The sequence below is a fragment of the Pseudomonas sp. R4-84 genome, from assembly GCF_054130985.1.
In genome coordinates, this window is sequence record NZ_CP096390.1 from 4,715,446 (window position 1) to 4,731,519 (window position 16,074).

Annotated in this window: 11 protein-coding genes, 1 tRNA gene and 1 pseudogene; 3 read left to right on the top strand and 10 right to left on the bottom strand. The window is 62.3% G+C overall.

Annotated features, from left to right (window positions below):
* Positions 1 to 11: 11 nt before the first annotated feature.
* On the bottom strand, positions 12 to 953 hold the full coding sequence (pfkB, locus tag M1D68_RS21510) for a 1-phosphofructokinase (RefSeq protein WP_434560703.1): 942 nt from the start codon (positions 951 to 953) through the stop codon (positions 12 to 14).
* Complete coding sequence (ptsP, locus tag M1D68_RS21515) at positions 953 to 3,817, bottom strand: phosphoenolpyruvate--protein phosphotransferase (protein WP_420765564.1); 2,865 nt, start codon at positions 3,815 to 3,817, stop codon at positions 953 to 955. The genes pfkB and ptsP overlap by 1 nt, the downstream gene beginning before the upstream one ends.
* 286 nt (positions 3,818 to 4,103) lie before the next feature.
* Here ptsP and cra point away from each other — a divergent pair, with 286 nt between their 5' ends.
* Both cra and M1D68_RS21525 read left to right on the top strand, forming a co-directional pair.
* A complete protein-coding gene (gene cra, locus M1D68_RS21520) occupies positions 4,104 to 5,099 on the top strand; it encodes a catabolite repressor/activator (protein WP_434607825.1) in 996 nt (331 codons plus the stop codon).
* 16 nt (positions 5,100 to 5,115) lie between these two features.
* Entirely contained in the window at positions 5,116 to 5,892 is a 777-nt protein-coding gene (locus M1D68_RS21525; RefSeq protein ID WP_457968273.1) for a TatD family hydrolase, read from the top strand.
* A 133-nt stretch (positions 5,893 to 6,025) separates the two neighbouring features.
* On the opposite strand, the gene M1D68_RS21530 is transcribed toward M1D68_RS21525, so the two are convergent.
* The 5 genes and pseudogenes from M1D68_RS21530 to M1D68_RS21550 form a co-directional block, all read right to left on the bottom strand.
* Entirely contained in the window at positions 6,026 to 6,955 is a 930-nt protein-coding gene (locus M1D68_RS21530) for a methyl-accepting chemotaxis protein (protein ID WP_434628602.1), read from the bottom strand.
* Positions 6,932 to 8,023: pseudogene (locus M1D68_RS21535) on the bottom strand (methyl-accepting chemotaxis protein); the annotation flags it as partial. The pseudogene M1D68_RS21535 and the gene M1D68_RS21530, both read right to left, overlap by 24 nt.
* A gap of 329 nt (positions 8,024 to 8,352) precedes the next feature.
* On the bottom strand, positions 8,353 to 9,189 hold the full coding sequence (gene ampE, locus M1D68_RS21540; protein WP_434560711.1) for a regulatory signaling modulator protein AmpE: 837 nt from the start codon (positions 9,187 to 9,189) through the stop codon (positions 8,353 to 8,355).
* On the bottom strand, positions 9,186 to 9,746 hold the full coding sequence (gene ampD, locus M1D68_RS21545) for a 1,6-anhydro-N-acetylmuramyl-L-alanine amidase AmpD (RefSeq protein ID WP_434560713.1): 561 nt from the start codon (positions 9,744 to 9,746) through the stop codon (positions 9,186 to 9,188). Before ampD ends, ampE begins: the two co-directional genes overlap by 4 nt.
* Positions 9,747 to 9,809: 63 nt before the next feature.
* A complete protein-coding gene (locus M1D68_RS21550) occupies positions 9,810 to 12,020 on the bottom strand; it encodes a DUF1631 domain-containing protein (protein WP_420765569.1) in 2,211 nt (736 codons plus the stop codon).
* Positions 12,021 to 12,253: 233 nt separating this feature from the next.
* On the opposite strand from M1D68_RS21550, the gene nadC reads away from it, so the two are divergent.
* Positions 12,254 to 13,102 (top strand): carboxylating nicotinate-nucleotide diphosphorylase, encoded by an 849-nt coding sequence (gene nadC, locus M1D68_RS21555; protein ID WP_420765570.1) that lies wholly within the window; start codon positions 12,254 to 12,256, stop codon positions 13,100 to 13,102.
* 38 nt (positions 13,103 to 13,140) lie between these two features.
* Here the strand turns inward: nadC and M1D68_RS21560 are convergent, their stop codons facing one another.
* The 3 genes from M1D68_RS21560 to pnp form a co-directional block, all read right to left on the bottom strand.
* The gene (locus M1D68_RS21560; RefSeq protein WP_420765571.1) at positions 13,141 to 13,446 is read right to left on the bottom strand and encodes a DUF6388 family protein; all 306 of its coding nucleotides are present in this window, start codon (positions 13,444 to 13,446) and stop codon (positions 13,141 to 13,143) included.
* Positions 13,447 to 13,581: 135 nt separating this feature from the next.
* Positions 13,582 to 13,654, bottom strand: a tRNA-Thr gene (locus M1D68_RS21565).
* 127 nt (positions 13,655 to 13,781) lie between these two features.
* Positions 13,782 to 15,887, bottom strand: coding sequence for a polyribonucleotide nucleotidyltransferase (gene pnp / locus M1D68_RS21570; RefSeq protein ID WP_420765572.1), 2,106 nt, complete (start codon positions 15,885 to 15,887; stop codon positions 13,782 to 13,784).
* Positions 15,888 to 16,074: the final 187 nt, after the last annotated feature.

The following is a 16,074-nucleotide window of genomic DNA, read 5'->3' on the forward strand; positions in this document are numbered from 1 at the left end:
TGCGAACCCTCTTATTGTTCTGTCAGGGGGCGCACGCGCACGCCCTGTTCAAGCGACGCCAGCAACGCGGTGTCGTGGATGCCGAACCCGATCTGGGTGACCGCCATGGCGGCGATGGCCGTGGCGGTGCGCAGGGTCTGCTCCGGTGCGTGGGCAGCGAGCAATCCATGCAGCATGCCGGCCAACAGCGAATCGCCGGCGCCCACGGTGCTGGCGACAGTGACCTTGGGCGGCGAGGCATGCAGGGCCGAACCAACGCTGAACCAATTCACACCGTCGGCGCCGTGGGAAATCACCACATGTTCCACGCCTTGGGCATGCAACCGCTGAGCCGCTTGTGCCTGGGCGACCTCGGTCACCACGTCGCAACCCAGCGCATCGGCCAGCTCCTCGGTATTGGGCTTGATCAGCCATGGCCCCGCCGCCAGGGCGACGCGCAACGCTTCGCCGCTGGTGTCGAGGGCGACATTCAGGCCGAGCTGTTTGAGCCGCATGATCAGCGCCTGCAACCATTGCGCACTGACGCCTCGGGGCATGCTGCCGGCAACCACTACGGCATCGTGGCCTGGGGCTATCTGCTCGAGACGTTCCAGCAACGCTTGTTGCGCGGCTTCATCGACCATCGGGCCAGGACCGTTGAGGTCAGTGATGCGTCCGTCCTGTTCGGCCAGCTTGATGTTGCTGCGGGTTTCGCCGGGGACGCGAATAAAAGCGTCGACGAAGCCACGCTGGATAAACAGCGTCTCGAACACTTGGGCGTTGTCTTCACCCAGGAAACCACTGACGGTCAGGGTGTGGCCGAGGTCCGCCAGCACCTGCGCCACGTTCACGCCCTTGCCGGCGGCGTGGGCGTGCATGGCGTCGCTGCGGTTGACCTGGCCCGGTTCCAGGCGCGCCAACTCCACCGTGAGGTCGAGCGCCGGGTTAAGGGTCAGGGTAAGAATCTTCGCCATTACAGCGCCTCCACTAATGCGCGCACGTCATCGGCGCTGCCCACGGCCAATGCCGCTTGGGCCAGGGTTTGTACTTGTGCCAGGCTCAATTCGCGGACTCGTGCCTTGACCTCCGCGATGCTGCGGGCCGAGACACTCAACTCGTCCACGCCCAGGCCCACCAACACCGGCACCGCCAGCGGATCGGCCGCCAGCTCGCCGCACACACCGACCCATTTGCCATGGGCATGGGCGGCGCGCACGGTGATGTCGATCAGTTGCAATACCGCCGGGTGCAAGCCATCGGCCTGGGCCGACAGGGTCGGGTGACCACGGTCGATCGCCAGGGTGTATTGCGTCAGGTCGTTGGTGCCGACGCTGAAGAAATCGACTTCCTTGGCGAGTACCGGCGCCAGCAGCGCGGCGGACGGCACTTCGATCATGATGCCCAATTGCAAATCCGCCACGGGGATCTCGCGACGCAGACGCTCGGTCATGTCCCGTGCCTGGCGCCACTCGTCGATGCTGCCGACCATGGGGAACATGATCCGCAGCGGACGGTTGTCCGCCGAGCGCAACAGAGCGCGCAGTTGCGCTTCCATGACGTGGGGGCGCTGCAAGGTCAGGCGGATGCCGCGCACGCCGAGGAAGGGGTTTTCTTCCTTCGCGATCGGCCAATAAGGCAACGGCTTATCGCCGCCGACGTCGAGGGTGCGCACCACCAGCGGCCGACCGGCCAGGCCATCGAGCACCTTGCGGTATTCGGCTTCCTGGGTCGCTTCGTCCGGGGCCTCGGTGTGGGCCATGAAGATAAGCTCGGTGCGCAACAGGCCGATGCCTTCGGCGCCCTGCTCCACCGCGCTGGTGACGCCGGCGCTTTCGCCGATGTTGGCGAATACTTCAACGGCATGACCGTCGCGGGTCAGCGCCGGTTGGTGGCGCTGTTCGGCGGCGACTTTCAGGCGCTGCTCACGGGTGTCGCGCTCTTCAGCGGCCCGTTGCAGGGTCGCGGCGTCCGGGTCGACATGCAGCCGACCACGCTGCCCGTCCAGCAGCAAGGACGTGCCCGGCGCCAACAGCAACACCGCCGCGCCTGCGCCCACCAAGGCCGGAATGCCCAGGGCGCGGGCGACAATGGCACTGTGGGCGGTGGCGCCGCCGCGTGCGGTGAGGATCCCCGCCACGCGGGCCGGGTCCAGGCGCGCGACGTCGGAGGGGCCGACTTCGTCCATCACCAGGATGTAGGGTTGATCCGGTTCAGCCGGGGTCTCGATGCCGCACAACTGCGCCAGCACCCGACGGCCAACATCCCGCAGATCGGCGGCGCGCTCGGCAAGCAAGGCATCCTGCAGGGCTTCCTGTTCCTTCGCGGCGGCTTCGATCACGCCCATCCACGCTGCTTGCGCGCTCTCGCCCAGCTTCAGGCGGGTGTCGACTTCGTCGGTCAGTTCCGGGTCGTCGAGCATTTCCTGATGGGTGATGAAAATCTCGCGGATGGCCTTGGCCTTGGCGCGCTCGATCAAGCCCTCGATGTCCCGACGTACCTGGCCTAGGGCGTTTTGTAGACGCTCGCGCTCGATCGCCGGGGACTCGCCACGCAGTGGATAATCGATGTCTTGCTGCACTTGGATATGCGCCGGGCCGATGGCAATGCCCGGCGCGGCGGCGACGGCCTGGATCAGGCTGCCGGATTCCGGCGCGAGCAGCACGGTGGCAACTTCGGCAATGGTGGTTTCTCGCGGCGCGCTCGGTGGCGGCAGCGGTTCGACCTCTTCGCCGAGACCTTCTTCGACGGCTGCGAGCAACGCCGGCAACGCGTCGGCGGCAATGCTGGGTTCGGCAATGAACTCCAGGACCTGACCGCGACGGGCGCCCAGACTCAGCAGTTTGCTCAGACTCTTCACCGATACGGCGCTGTCCTGGCCGTCGACGATGCGCACGCGGATCTCGCCTTCGAAACTTTTCGCCAGCTGGGCAAGGATTTTCGCTGGGCGCGCGTGCAGGCCGTGGGCATTCGCCAGTCCGATGCGCGCGCTGGGCCAGTCGGCGGGCAGTTCGCCCCCCAGCACTTCCAGGACCTTGCGGCTGCTGGTAGCGCGGCCCAATTCGTGGCCGCGACCTTCGATCAGCAATGCGCAAAGCCTTTCCAGCAACGCCTGGTGGGCCTCGCCGAGGCTGGCCAGGCAGAACAACCCGCTCAGGGGTTGGCCCAGATAACGAATGGGTTTGTCGGGCGTGACGAAGGCCAGGCCCGGGCGCTTGACGGTCTGTTCGCTGTGCAGCCACCAGAGCCCATCGCCGAGAGGCAACGCTTCGACCTGCTGCAGCACGCCGGCGAAGCCGTTGCTCACGCAATCGGCCTGGCGTAACAAACGGGCGCCGCGCCACACCAGTTCTTCGAAATCATCGGCCGACACGCCTAGGCCGATCATCTGCGCATCCAGCGCCAGCTCCTGCGGCGCGCCTTGCAGCAGTTTCAGCAAGGCTTCGGCGCTGCCGGCGCGACGCAATGCCTGGCCCAGATCGGTCTCGCCGAGGGCGCGGGTCAGCAGTTGCAGCAGGCGCAGGTGCTCGTCGGATTTGGCGGCGATGCCGATCGCCAGGTAAACGATCTGGCCATCGCCCCAGTCCACGCCTTCGGGAAATTGAAGCAAGCGCACGCCGGTGGAATACACCAGGTCGCGGGTCTGCGGTGTACCGTGGGGGATGGCAATACCTTGGCCAAGAAAGGTCGAGCCCTGGGCCTCGCGGGCCTGCAATCCGGCAAGATAACCCTCGGCTACCAGGCCATCGGCCACCAGTTTGTCAGCGAGCAGTTGCAGCGCGGCGTCTTTATCCACAGCCACCTGGGCCATGGATATCTGCTCTAGAGTGAGCTCGAGCATGCTTTCTCCTTTTTGGCGTCCGGTTGGCGCCAGGTATTGTTTTGAATGAATCAGCTTAGCGTTGCAAACGGCTTGCGGCGGTGTCGCGGCAGTGCGACCGAAAACCCTGAAGCCCTGAAAATACGCTTGCTGAAACGTTTAATCTAGAAAGATTGGCACGTTACTCGATAATCTCCCATCCTTGAAGTGCAACTTGTCGAAAGCGTCCGGGGGTGACCATCGATCCGAATCGGGTAGGATGAGCCTTCATTGTCGGGGCAAACTCGAAAAAACAAGGAAAACCGGGTTGAAACTCAGTGATATCGCCCAGCTCGCCGGTGTGTCCGTGACCACCGCCAGCTACGTCATCAACGGCAAGGCCGAACAACAACGCATCAGCAACGCGACCGTCGAACGGGTGCGGGCGGTGGTCCAAGAGCATGGCTTCACGCCCAACCCACAGGCCGCCGGACTGCGCAGCCGGCATACCCGCACGTTGGGGTTCATCCTGCCCGACCTGGAGAACCCCAGTTACGCGCGTATCGCCAAGCTGCTGGAACAAGGTGCCCGCGCCCGAGGTTACCAGTTGCTGATCGCCAGCTCCGATGATGCGCCTGACAGCGAGCGCCAGTTGCTGCAACTGTTCCGCGCCCGACGCTGCGATGCGCTGATCGTTGCCAGTTGCCTGCCCGCCGAAGACGATAGCTACCGCCAATTGCAGGCCAAGGGCATCCCGATCATCGCCATCGACCGGGTGATGGAACCGGCGCAGTTCTGCTCGGTAATCAGCGACGACCGCCAGGCCAGCCTGCAACTGACACGAAGCCTGCTGGAAACGAATCCACGGCAGATCGCGCTGATCAGCGCCCGCCCCGAACTGAGCATCAGCCAGGAGCGGACCGCCGGTTTCCGCGAGGCGCTGGCCGGGTTCGAAGGCCAGGTGCTGATCGAGCACGGCGAGTCGTTCAGCCGTGAATGCGGTCGTCAGTTGATGGACGACATGCTCGCGCGCCTGGGCCATCTCCCCGATGCGCTGATCACCACCTCTTATGTACTGCTGCAAGGGGTGTTCGATGCCCTGCATGATTTTCCGCTCAAGGCGCGTCCCCTGCGCCTGGGCACCTTTGGCGACACGCAACTGTTGGATTTCCTGCCGCTGCCGGTCAACGCCATGTCCCAGCAGCATCAACTGATCGCCGACAAAGCCTTGGAACTGGCGCTGGCGGCCATCGAAAACGATGTCTATCAACCCGGTGTCCAGGCAATTGCGCGCACGTTCAAGCAGCGCATTCACCAGGGCTGAGGTTCAGGGTGCGGATATGCAGTTGATCGACACGCACACTCATCTGGACTTCCCGGATTTCGACGCGGATCGCCCGGCGCTGCTGGCCGAAAGCCGCGCCTTGGGTGTCCGGGAAATAGTGGTGCTGGGCGTATATCGGGACAACTGGCAGCGCGTCTGGGACCTGGTCCAAAGCGACCCGCACCTGCATGCCGCGCTGGGCCTGCACCCGGTGTTTCTCGACGAGCATCGCGGCGAAGACCTGGCGCAGTTGCGCGAATGGCTGGAGCGCCTGGCCGGGCATCGGCAGTTGTGCGCGGTGGGGGAAATCGGCCTGGACTATTACGTCCAGACCCTGGACCGCGATCGCCAGCAAACGCTGTTCGAGGCGCAGCTGGAACTGGCCCGGGATTTCGAACTGCCGGCGCTGATCCATGTACGTCGCAGCCACGCCGCCGTGATCGCGACGCTCAAACGCATCTGCCCGGCCCGTGCGGGCATCATCCATGCCTTTGCCGGCAGCTTCGAAGAGGCTCGCGAATACATCAAGCTCGGTTTCAAGCTCGGCCTCGGCGGCGCGGCCACGTGGCCCCAGGCCCTGCGCATGCACCGGGTGCTGCCGAAACTGCCGCTGGATGCGGTGGTGCTGGAGACCGACTCACCGGACATGGCGCCGTCGATGTTTCCCGGGCAACGCAACAGCCCGGCGCATTTGCCGGCGATTTGCGAGGCGTTGGCGGGCATCATGGCGGTGACGCCTGAACGACTGGCCGAGGCCAGCACGGCAAACGCCCGGCAGCTATTCCAGTGGTGATCCTTGTGGGAGCGAGCTTGCTCGCGATAGCGGTGATCCAGGCAACCTTTCATTGGCTGACACTCCGCCATCGCGAGCAAGCTCGCTCCCACACAGGCTCGCTCCCACATTGGGCCTGTGGTGAGGCAGGAGATCACACCCGAAACGCATTGATCAGTTGCTTGAGCCGCACCACTTGGGAGGACAGTTCGCGGCTGGCGTCTTCGGTCTGGTGAGCCCCTTCGGCGGTGCGTTCGCCGGCGCGGTTGATCTCGACGATGTTCTGGTCGATGTCATGGGCGACGGCGGTCTGCTGCTCCACCGCAGCGGCGATCTGCTGGTTCTGGTCGACGATCATGCCAACGGCGCCAAGAATGTTTTCCAGCGCCTGCTGGACCTTCTCCGACTGGCCAACCGTGCCGCTGGCCATCTCATGGCTGGTGCCCATCGCCTTGACGGCGGCACCGACGCCGCCGTGCAGGCGGCTGATCATCGCTTCGATTTCTTCGGTCGACTGCTGGGTCCGCTTGGCCAGGGTTCGCACCTCGTCGGCCACCACCGCAAATCCGCGCCCTTGCTCGCCGGCACGGGCGGCTTCGATAGCGGCGTTGAGGGCCAGCAGGTTGGTTTGCTCGGCAATGCTCTTGATCACATCGAGGACGCGGCTGATGGCCTGGCTGTCGGTCGCCAGTTGATTGATCACCTGCACCGACTGGTCGATTTCGCTGGCGAGCCGGGCGATGCTGCCCTGCTGGGATTCCACCAAGCCTCGTCCACTGAGGGTTTCATCATTCACGCTATGGGCGCTGCTGACCGCCGCCGCAGCGCTGCGGGCGACTTCCTGGGCAGTGGCGGACATCTGGTTCATCGCCGTGGCGACCAGTTCGATCTGGCTGCGCTGGCCGGCCACGGCCTGGTTGCTCTGGGCCGATACCGTTTCCACCTGCCCGGCCTGGCGCTCGACCTCGGCGACGGTGTGGCCGACCTGTTCGATCAAGTCATGGATCTTCGCCACGGTGCCATTGAACACCTCGCCCAACTCTCCCAGCTCATCCTTGCTGCGGGCGACGAAACTGACTGTCATATCCCCCGCCGCGACTTTGTCCATCATCGCCCCCAGGTGCTTGAGCGTCGTGCGTGTCGAGGCGTAGAAACCGGCGTACAGATAGAAAATCAACAGGAACACCGCTGCGAGCGCCACCGCCTGTAGCACCATGTGGCTGCGGTTCTGCTCCAGGCGGTGCTGCAATTGCACACCGAGAAAGCCCAACGTCGCCTCGTTCAACCGATAGGTCTGCTCCATCAGGCCGCTGACCTGATCGAAGAATGCCGGCCATGGCGCATCGAGGGTGTCCGCCATGACGACCTGGTTTTCAATCAGCTCGGCCGCTTGCTTGAGGGTGCTCTTGCTGCCACCGGCCTGATCGGCGAGTGCTTGTCCGACGGCCTTGCTCGAGCCCAGCGCGTCCTGCAGTTTCAGCTCATATTCGCCCTGGAGCTTCTCGATTTGCACCAGCAACTCATCGAACCGGGTACTCGACGCGGAATTGAGGAAACCCAACCCCAACGAAGAAGCGCCCAAGGCACGGCCCTCGCCCAAAATCTGAGTGACCCTGGGCGTCAGGCCGACGATCAGCTCGCTGAGCTGGCGGATGTCGGCCTGGTTGTCACGGCTCAGGCCGGCCTGACTGGCGATGATCTGGCCGAATATTTGTGCATTGTTGAGCAGATTGCCGATCAACGCGCTTTTGCTCTGCAGCGAGCTTTCGGCTTGTTGGGCCTTGAAAGCGGCGATCATTTCGTCGCGCTTGGTATCGAAGGCACTGACGTGCTCGGGCTCCATCGCCATGGCCGTCATGCCTTGCAACCGGGCGAGCACCTTGTGCTCGAGCGCGGCGATCTTCGCGTCCACGTCGCCAGCCTTGCCCGACTGGCCCAGGCTGGCATTGATCTGCACCAGGTCGTTCAGCGTCTCCAGGTCACGCCGCAGCGCCAGGCTGCTGCCCAGCAAATCCAGGCTTTGCAGCTCCACTTGCGTGCCCTGGAACTCGCGGTAGGAATCACGCACCAGAAAGAAATTGGTCACCAGCATCGGCAGTAGGAACAGGACACTGATCAGGCTGAACTTCATGCCGAAGCTCAGGCGATTCATCAGGGCGACGGCGGGCCAGAGCAAACTCTTCACAAGGGAAGTCTCCCGGTAGTTTTTATTGTTATGAGCTGCGCACGCAGACAGCACAAAGCCACTATTCGGACGCTGTTCCTGTATAGCCTAATTCGGCAGGGAGATTTGTAACTTAAGGTTAACGAGGGCACACGATCCAGTGGCGAGGGAGTTCGCTCCCGCAGGCCTGTGCGGTAGGCCCCGTGGGGTTTGCGCAGAGGGGATCGTTTTTATCCTGGTTTACGACTGCTGCGCAGCCGAGCGGGAGCAAGCTCCCTCGCCACGACAGCTTAGCGTTACGAACTTGCTGGGTTCGATCAGGCCAACACCGTCCATAATGCGAACCCGGCATACCAGAGCAACGCAGCGCGCAGCAGCAATTCCCAAAGTCGATCCAGGCTGTTGATGCCGTCCGGCCCGGCGACCGGCGTGGGAATCTCGCCGGCGACCAAGCCGACTTTGTCGATGAGGTCGGCGGCGCTGATGTTCCAGTTCAACAGTTCATGCAGCATGACCCGACTGACCGCGACGAAGTTGCCCACCAGGGCGAAGCTCGCCGCCAGCAATCGCACCGGTACCCAGTCGAAGGCGTGGCGCAGTTGCGCTGCACGCTCGGCCACACCCGGGTTCTGGCTGTGCTCGGCGGCCAACGCCAACAATCGATAACTCAGGGCGGCCACGGGTCCCAGCAGGAAGTACCAGAAGATCACCGCGAAAAAACTCTGGTAAGCCTGCCATAGCAAATGCCCCTGGACCCGTTCGAGCAACTGCTCACCGTCATCGGCATCGATGTTCAGGTCACGCTTGGCCACATGGGTGGCCGCTTGCAGGTCTTCACGTCGCCAGGCATCGCGAAACGGCCCGAGATCAGCCAACAGATCGCCGCGCCCCAGGCTGTAGATGACCACCAACAGGTGAATCGGCAGCGCCAGCAAACCATAGGCCACCGGCTCCAGCACCCAGAGTAGCAACGCCAGCAGCGAAACCGGCAGCAGAACCATCACCACCAGCACCAGCCAGGGCCGGTTGCCCCAGCGCGGACTCGCTTCAAGCTTGTTCAGCTCGCCCAGCCAGCCGCCGTCACGCTGGACCCGCTGGCGCAAGGCCGAGAACTTCTCGATCCAGACCGCCAGCAGCAACACCAGAAAACTCATTGTCCTTCCCCTTCTGTCAGGGCCGCGCGGTAACGCGCCCAGTCGAATGCCGGCCCCGGATCGGTCTTGCGCCCCGGCGCGATGTCGCTGTGCCCGCAGATGCGCTGCACCGTGATCGCCGAAAACGCTTTTTGCAGCTGCCGGGTCAAGTCCACCAAGGCGACATATTGCCCGTCGGTGAACGGTAGGTCATCGGTGCCTTCAAGCTCGATGCCTATGGAAAAATCGTTACACGTCTCCCGCCCTTCGAAACACGAAACACCAGCGTGCCAGGCACGATCAAGACAAGAGACAAACTGGGTCACGGTGCCGTCACGTTCGATCAGAAAATGCGCGGACACGCGCAGGTCCGCGATACCCGCAAAATAGGGATGTTCCGTGACATCCAGGCGATTCTGGAAAAATTCCTGCACTTTGCCCGTGGCGAACTGTGCCGGTGGCAAGCTGATGTTGTGGATGACCAGCAGGGAGATCTCGCCCTCGGGGCGCGCATTGAAGTTGGGCGAAGGGCAATGACGCACGCCATCGCACCAACCGCTCGCGGAGTCCAGCTGCATACAGGTTCCTTCGATGAGACGGTGAAGGCCGTCAGTATGCCGCGATCGGCCCCGGCTGCGCGATCACTTGCCGCGATTGAGCTGGCGCAGGTTGCCCAGCACGGATTCCAGCGCCCTGTCGAACAACAGGGTATCGTCCAGCAACCGCGCCGCCCCACGGCGGAACTCCAAGGCCAGGCTGGTGCGGCTGTGCTCAAGGACCTTGAGGCCGGTACGGTTGACGAAGACATACTTGCCAGTGGCCTGGATGATCGCTGCGAGTTTGCAACGAAGATTGTTGTCTTCGTCTTCCTGGAATTCGACCCAACTTCCCAGGCGCAGTTGATCGACCTGGAGCAGGCCCACGTCATCGGCAGGCAAGCGTACGGTCGGTTCGTCCGTCGCGGTTACCGGCGCAGCCCGCAGGACGATGGGTTCCACCACCTCGACCAGCACCGGCGAATCCGCCGGCTGTGCCTGCTCCGTTGCCTGGCCCAGCCGTTGGAGAGCCTGGACATGGAGCACTTCCAGTTCGCTGAAGAATTCGCTGGTGGCGAACGGATCGAACGCCGAACGGCTCAAGCCGTCGCGCAGGGCCTTGAGCAGCTCCGGCACCATCGCCAGCAAGCGCAGGCCGGCGTCGGGTTCTTCGTGATGCTGGACGCTCCACACCAACTGCTCGAGGGTCAGCACGTCGGCCTGCCATTCAGCTGATTGCTCGCCATGTTTGAAGCCGGTCAGCAACAACACCTGGCTCCACGCCTGCTGGACGAAATCCACCACAGCCTGGGGCAAGACCTTGCCCAGCATGATGTGGTTCAGCGCCCCTTCGACCCGCTGTCGGGCCAGTTCGGCCTTGGCCCGCCCTTCTTCAGCGTCGCGAATGCGTTGCTCCAGCAGTTCGCTGCGACGACGTTCATCGCTGGTGAACGCCAGGAAGTCCGCCAGCACTTCGGAAAATATCGCCGGGTCGTCAACGAAGTCGTTCAACAAACGCTGCACGACTTGCTCGATGCGCAGGTAAAGACTGTCGCGCTGATGATCGTCGCAATCGCCCCAACCCATCGCAGCGGCAGCAATTTCGTTGAGCAGCCGGCGGGCCGGATGATTGCCTCGGCTGAAGAAACTCTTGTCCTGTACCGCGACCTTGAGCATCGGAATCTGCAGTCGACCGATCAGCGCCTTGAGGGAGTCCGGCAGGTTCTGGTCGTCGAGAATGAACTCGAACATCATCGCGATCAGGTTGATCACGTCTTCGTCGGCGCCGTCGACGACCCGGGACTTGCCACTCTTGACGCTGACACGCGTCAGCAACTGTTCGAGCTGGCTGCGCAGGTCGAACTCGTCCTGCACCGTGGGCGAGGGAACGTACTGCTGCAAATGAGACAACAATCGCAGCAGGTCCCGTTTCGAAATCGGCTGGGCTGGGGCGCTGGCTTCCAAGGTTGGCGCGACGCTGCCCCGTACCTGCACCAGCAATTTCTGCAACGCGGCGAAGACCTCCTGGACGCTGTCGTCGACGTCATCGGCCCTTGGCCTGGCGGCGCCATCGACGTTGGGTTGGGCGACTTCCTCGACACGATCCGATGCCCGTCGCGACGGTGAGATCTTGAGGTCCGGCAAGACGCCCGTCGCGGCGAGCAATTGATTGGCCTGCGCATAGAACTGGTCGCATTCGCTGAGCACATAACGCTCGAACAGCTTGAGCAGGATCAGCTTGACCTTGATCCCCACGCCCAGGTTGCGTCCAGCCTGAAGGAAATGCCCGCACAATAAACCTGGGCTTAACGGGTTCAACTGGTTCGTCAATGGCCGGTCCAGCAACACACTGAGCCGCGCCGTGAGTTGGTCGAGCGACACGCCGTCGCGGCTGATCACTCGGGCGACCATGGTTTCCACCGCCAGGCGGCGCTCCAGCTCGTCATGGTTTGGCTGGGCCGGTATGGCGCCCACCACGGGCGCCAGGGTCGCCTGGGTAAGGTCGTACTGGGCGAGACTGACAAAAGCCTCGAAAAACTGTTCGATGAATTCACGCTCGATGCTTTTGCGTTTCAAACGCAAGTCGCGCATGGCTTCGAAGTAGAGGTTCTGCTCGAGATCATTGCGCGCCCGGTCGGCCATTTCGAACAACGTGTCATCGGCGTTATCGAACAAGCCCTGCAGACCCACGCGCAACTGCTGCGCGGCCTTGTCGCGAACCTGGAGCAGAATGACCGGCAGCCGGGCGAGCGGCGAACGATTCGCCTGGTCGGTAGGCACTTTATGCAAAGGCACTACATTCCCGTCGTTATGCATCCTGGACTCCTGAAACGGCATTCTTCGGCTCGCGACGTCAAACTCATGACGTCAAACGAAAGGCGGATTATCCGGTAAAAAGAGCCCGCCACACCAGAGGACTCTGTGAACAGGCTCAAAGAGATCGCAATAAATGACCGGCATTTCGGGTAAATGTTGCGTGGACGCGACCAAATGCAAGCCAACAGGTGCCAAGCGGATATAATCCGGCCACTTTGTTCGTGGAGCCTGTTATGCCGAATCTACATCTCGCCGACCTGACCGCCGAAATCGAAGCCAATGTGCGCCGCGCGCTGTTGGAAGACATCGGCAGCGGCGACATCACCGCGCAACTGATCCCCGCCGAACGCCTGGCCAAGGCCACCATCATCACCCGTGAAGCAGCGATCATCAGCGGCACGGCCTGGGTGGATGCGGTGTTCCGGCAGTTGGACCCACGTGTCGCGGTGCATTGGCAAGTACATGACGGCGACCGCGTGAGCCCTGACCAAGCCCTGTTCCACCTCGAAGGCCCGGCCCGCTCACTGCTGACGGGCGAACGCAGCGCGCTGAATTTCCTGCAGTTGCTATCGGGCGTTGCCACCCGGGCTCGCTACCTGGCCGACTTCGTCGCCGATACCCAGGTCAAGCTGCTGGACACTCGCAAAACGTTGCCTGGGCTACGTCTGGCCCAGAAGTACGCCGTGACCTGCGGTGGCTGTCACAACCACCGCATCGGCCTGTACGACGCGTTCCTGATCAAGGAAAACCACATTGCCGCTTGCGGCGGGATTGCCCAGGCCATCAGCGCCGCCCAGCAGATCGCACCGGGTAAACCGGTGGAAGTCGAAGTCGAAAGCCTGGCGGAATTGAAAGAAGCGCTGGCGGCAGGTGCCGACATCATCATGCTCGACGAACTGAGCCTGGACGACATGCGCGAAGCGGTGCGTCTGAACGGCGGCAAGGCCAAGCTGGAAGCCAGCGGCGGCATCAACGAGAGCACGTTGCGCCCGATTGCCGAGACCGGAGTGGATTACATCTCTATCGGTGCGATGACCAAGGATGTGAAGGCCGTGGATTTGTCGATGCGCTTGAGCCTCTGACAACGAAAAACGCCAGCCTCAAAAGGCTGGCGTTTTCTTCAGACCACCAGATTGTTCATCTCGCAGTATTCATCCCATTCCACACCCAACACCTCGGCAGCCTCCTTGTGCAAGGCAAGGCGCTGCGCCTCGAACTCTTCAGGCGTGCTGGTGTATTTGAGTGTCAACTCCCAAGGCTGCAGCCCCTGGGCTTCGGCCTCGTCTTCGAACGCCCATTGGATCTGGTCTTTCTGATCATCGGCGGGTAGGTCCTTGATCTCATCCCGCAGCTGCGGCGTTTCGTTCAAGTACTTTTCCAGGGCTTCTTGGTGTCTGGCTTCTTGACTCAATTCTTTAACGGTCATGGCGTTCTCGCTGATCTGGGAATGGAAGATGGATCTGGATCATCAAGGATCTCTCTGACGCAGGAAGCCGTTGGAAGCCCGGTTTACCTGGCCTTCAGAACCATTCGGGGGATCATCTGAAAACAAGTGTGACTTTGCCCGAGACAGGAATCGAACCTGCGACCTTCGCGTTACGAGTGCGCTGCTCTACCGACTGAGCTACACGGGCGTGGGGCTAAACCTAGCATTGAGCCAGAGGGCAGGCAACCCGCGGCAAAAATGATTTTTGCGCGCACAGCAAAACGCCCCGAACCAGTCGGGGCGTTTGCTTGTTCAGCGGCTAAGCGAGGGAGTGATTAGACGCCCGATGCCTTGGCTGCCGCGACGTCCTTGATGGACAGCTTGATACGGCCGCGGTTGTCCACGTCCAGTACCAGCACTTCCACTTCCTGGCCTTCTTTCAGGATGTCGGTCACTTTCTCGACACGAGCATCGCTCAGCATGGAGATGTGAACCAGGCCGTCCTTGCCCGGCAGGATGTTGACGAACGCGCCGAAGTCGACGATGCGCTCAACCTTGCCGACGTAGATCTTGCCGATCTCGGCTTCGGCGGTGATGCCCAGGACGCGCTGGCGTGCTGCTTCCGCCGCTTCCTTGGTTTCGCCGAAGATCTTGATCGAACCGTCGTCTTCGATGTCGATCGAGGCCTTGGTTTCTTCACAGATCGCACGGATGGTCGCGCCGCCTTTACCGATGACATCACGGATTTTGTCGGTGTCGATTTTCATCGCGATCATGGTCGGAGCGTTTTCCGACAGCTCGGTGCGGGACTGACCGATGATCTGGTTCATCTGGCCGAGGATGTTCAGGCGCGCTTCCAGGGCTTGGCCCAGGGCGATTTCCATGATCTCTTCGGTGATGCCTTTGATCTTGATGTCCATCTGCAGTGCGGTGACGCCTTTGGCGGTACCGGCCACTTTGAAGTCCATGTCGCCCAGGTGGTCTTCGTCACCCAGGATGTCGGTCAGGACAGCGAACTTCTCGCCTTCTTTAACCAGACCCATGGCGATGCCGGCAACCGGAGCCTTCATCGGCACACCAGCGTCCATCAGGGCCAGGGAAGCGCCGCAGACCGAAGCCATCGAGCTCGAGCCGTTGGATTCGGTAATTTCCGATACCACGCGGATGGTGTACGGGAACACGTCAGCGGCTGGCAGCATGGCCTGGACCGAACGACGGGCCAGACGGCCGTGGCCGATTTCGCGACGACCGGCGCCACCCATGCGACCACACTCGCCCACCGAGAACGGAGGGAAGTTGTAGTGCAGCATGAACGGGTCTTTCTTTTCGCCTTCCAGGGTGTCCAGCAGTTGTGCGTCACGGGCGGTGCCCAGTGTTGCAACGACCAGTGCCTGGGTCTCGCCACGGGTGAACAGTGCCGAACCGTGGGTCTTCGGCAGAACGCCGACTTCGATGTTCAGCGGACGTACGGTGCGGGTGTCGCGACCATCGATACGCGGCTTGCCGTTGACGATGTTTTCGCGAACGGTGCGGTATTCGATTTCACCGAACGCAGCCTTCACGTCGCTGGCCGATGGCTGGCCTTCTTCGCCGGAGAACTTGGCGACGACCTGGTCACGCAGCTCGCCCAGACGCGCATAACGGTCGGCCTTGATGGTGATGGTGTAGGCCTGGGAAATCGCGTCGCCGAACTCGGCACGGATCGCGCCCAGCAGCTCGGTGGCTTCTGGCTGTGGCGCCCAGGTCCAGGTTGGCTTGGCGGCTTCGGCGGCCAGTTCCTTGACGGCGTTGATCACCACTTGGAACTCGTCGTGGGCGAACAGCACGGCGCCCAGCATCTGGTCTTCGGTCAGTTCTTTGGCTTCGGATTCAACCATCAGCACGGCTTCGGAAGTACCGGCCACGACCATGTCCAGGCTCGATGCCTTCAACTGCTCGTAGGTCGGGTTCAGCAGGTAGCCGGTGCTTTCGTGGAAGGCGACGCGGGCAGCGCCGATCGGGCCATCGAAAGGAATGCCGGAGATGGCCAGGGCAGCCGAGGTACCAATCATCGCAGCGATGTCCGGATCGGTCTTCTTGCTGGTGGACACGACGGTGCAGACGACCTGCACTTCGTTCATGAAGCCTTCTGGGAAAAGCGGACGGATCGGACGGTCGATCAGTCGGGAAGTCAGGGTTTCTTTCTCGGAAGGACGGCCTTCGCGCTTGAAGAAACCGCCAGGGATCTTACCGGCTGCGTAAGTCTTTTCCTGGTAGTGGACAGACAGAGGGAAGAAGCCCTTGCCTGGATCGGCTTGCTTGGCGCCGACAACGGTCACCAATACGCTGACGTCGTCGTCAACGGTGACCAGCACTGCGCCGGAGGCCTGACGGGCGATACGGCCGGTCTCGAGGGTAACGGTCGACTGACCGAACTGGAATTTTTTGATTACCGGGTTCACGGTGTCCTACCTTCTTTGTGGCTCTTGGGGGAACTTGTCTTCTTGCGAAATTCTTGGGCAATGACGGGAATCGGCCCGGCGACTGTCCAGGGTAAAACGTGCATCCAGATAAAACTTGAGGCTGGGAGCCTGCCATGCGCCAAAGGGAAACCCCTGACGTACGACAGACCACCAACCTCTAGCGCAA

Bases quoted from the DNA above. Each gene is read 5' to 3' on its own strand.
- pfkB (WP_434560703.1), bottom strand. From the start codon at position 953: ATGGCGAAGATTCTTACCCTGACCCTTAACCCGGCGCTCGACCTCACG.
- ptsP (WP_420765564.1), bottom strand. From the start codon at position 3,817: ATGCTCGAGCTCACTCTAGAGCAGATATCCATGGCCCAGGTGGCTGTG.
- M1D68_RS21525 (WP_457968273.1), top strand. From the start codon at position 5,116: ATGCAGTTGATCGACACGCACACTCATCTGGACTTCCCGGATTTCGAC.
- M1D68_RS21530 (WP_434628602.1), bottom strand. From the start codon at position 6,955: ATGACAGTCAGTTTCGTCGCCCGCAGCAAGGATGAGCTGGGAGAGTTG.
- ampE (WP_434560711.1), bottom strand. From the start codon at position 9,189: ATGAGTTTTCTGGTGTTGCTGCTGGCGGTCTGGATCGAGAAGTTCTCG.
- ampD (WP_434560713.1), bottom strand. From the start codon at position 9,746: ATGCAGCTGGACTCCGCGAGCGGTTGGTGCGATGGCGTGCGTCATTGC.
- M1D68_RS21550 (WP_420765569.1), bottom strand. From the start codon at position 12,020: ATGCATAACGACGGGAATGTAGTGCCTTTGCATAAAGTGCCTACCGAC.
- nadC (WP_420765570.1), top strand. From the start codon at position 12,254: ATGCCGAATCTACATCTCGCCGACCTGACCGCCGAAATCGAAGCCAAT.
- M1D68_RS21560 (WP_420765571.1), bottom strand. From the start codon at position 13,446: ATGACCGTTAAAGAATTGAGTCAAGAAGCCAGACACCAAGAAGCCCTG.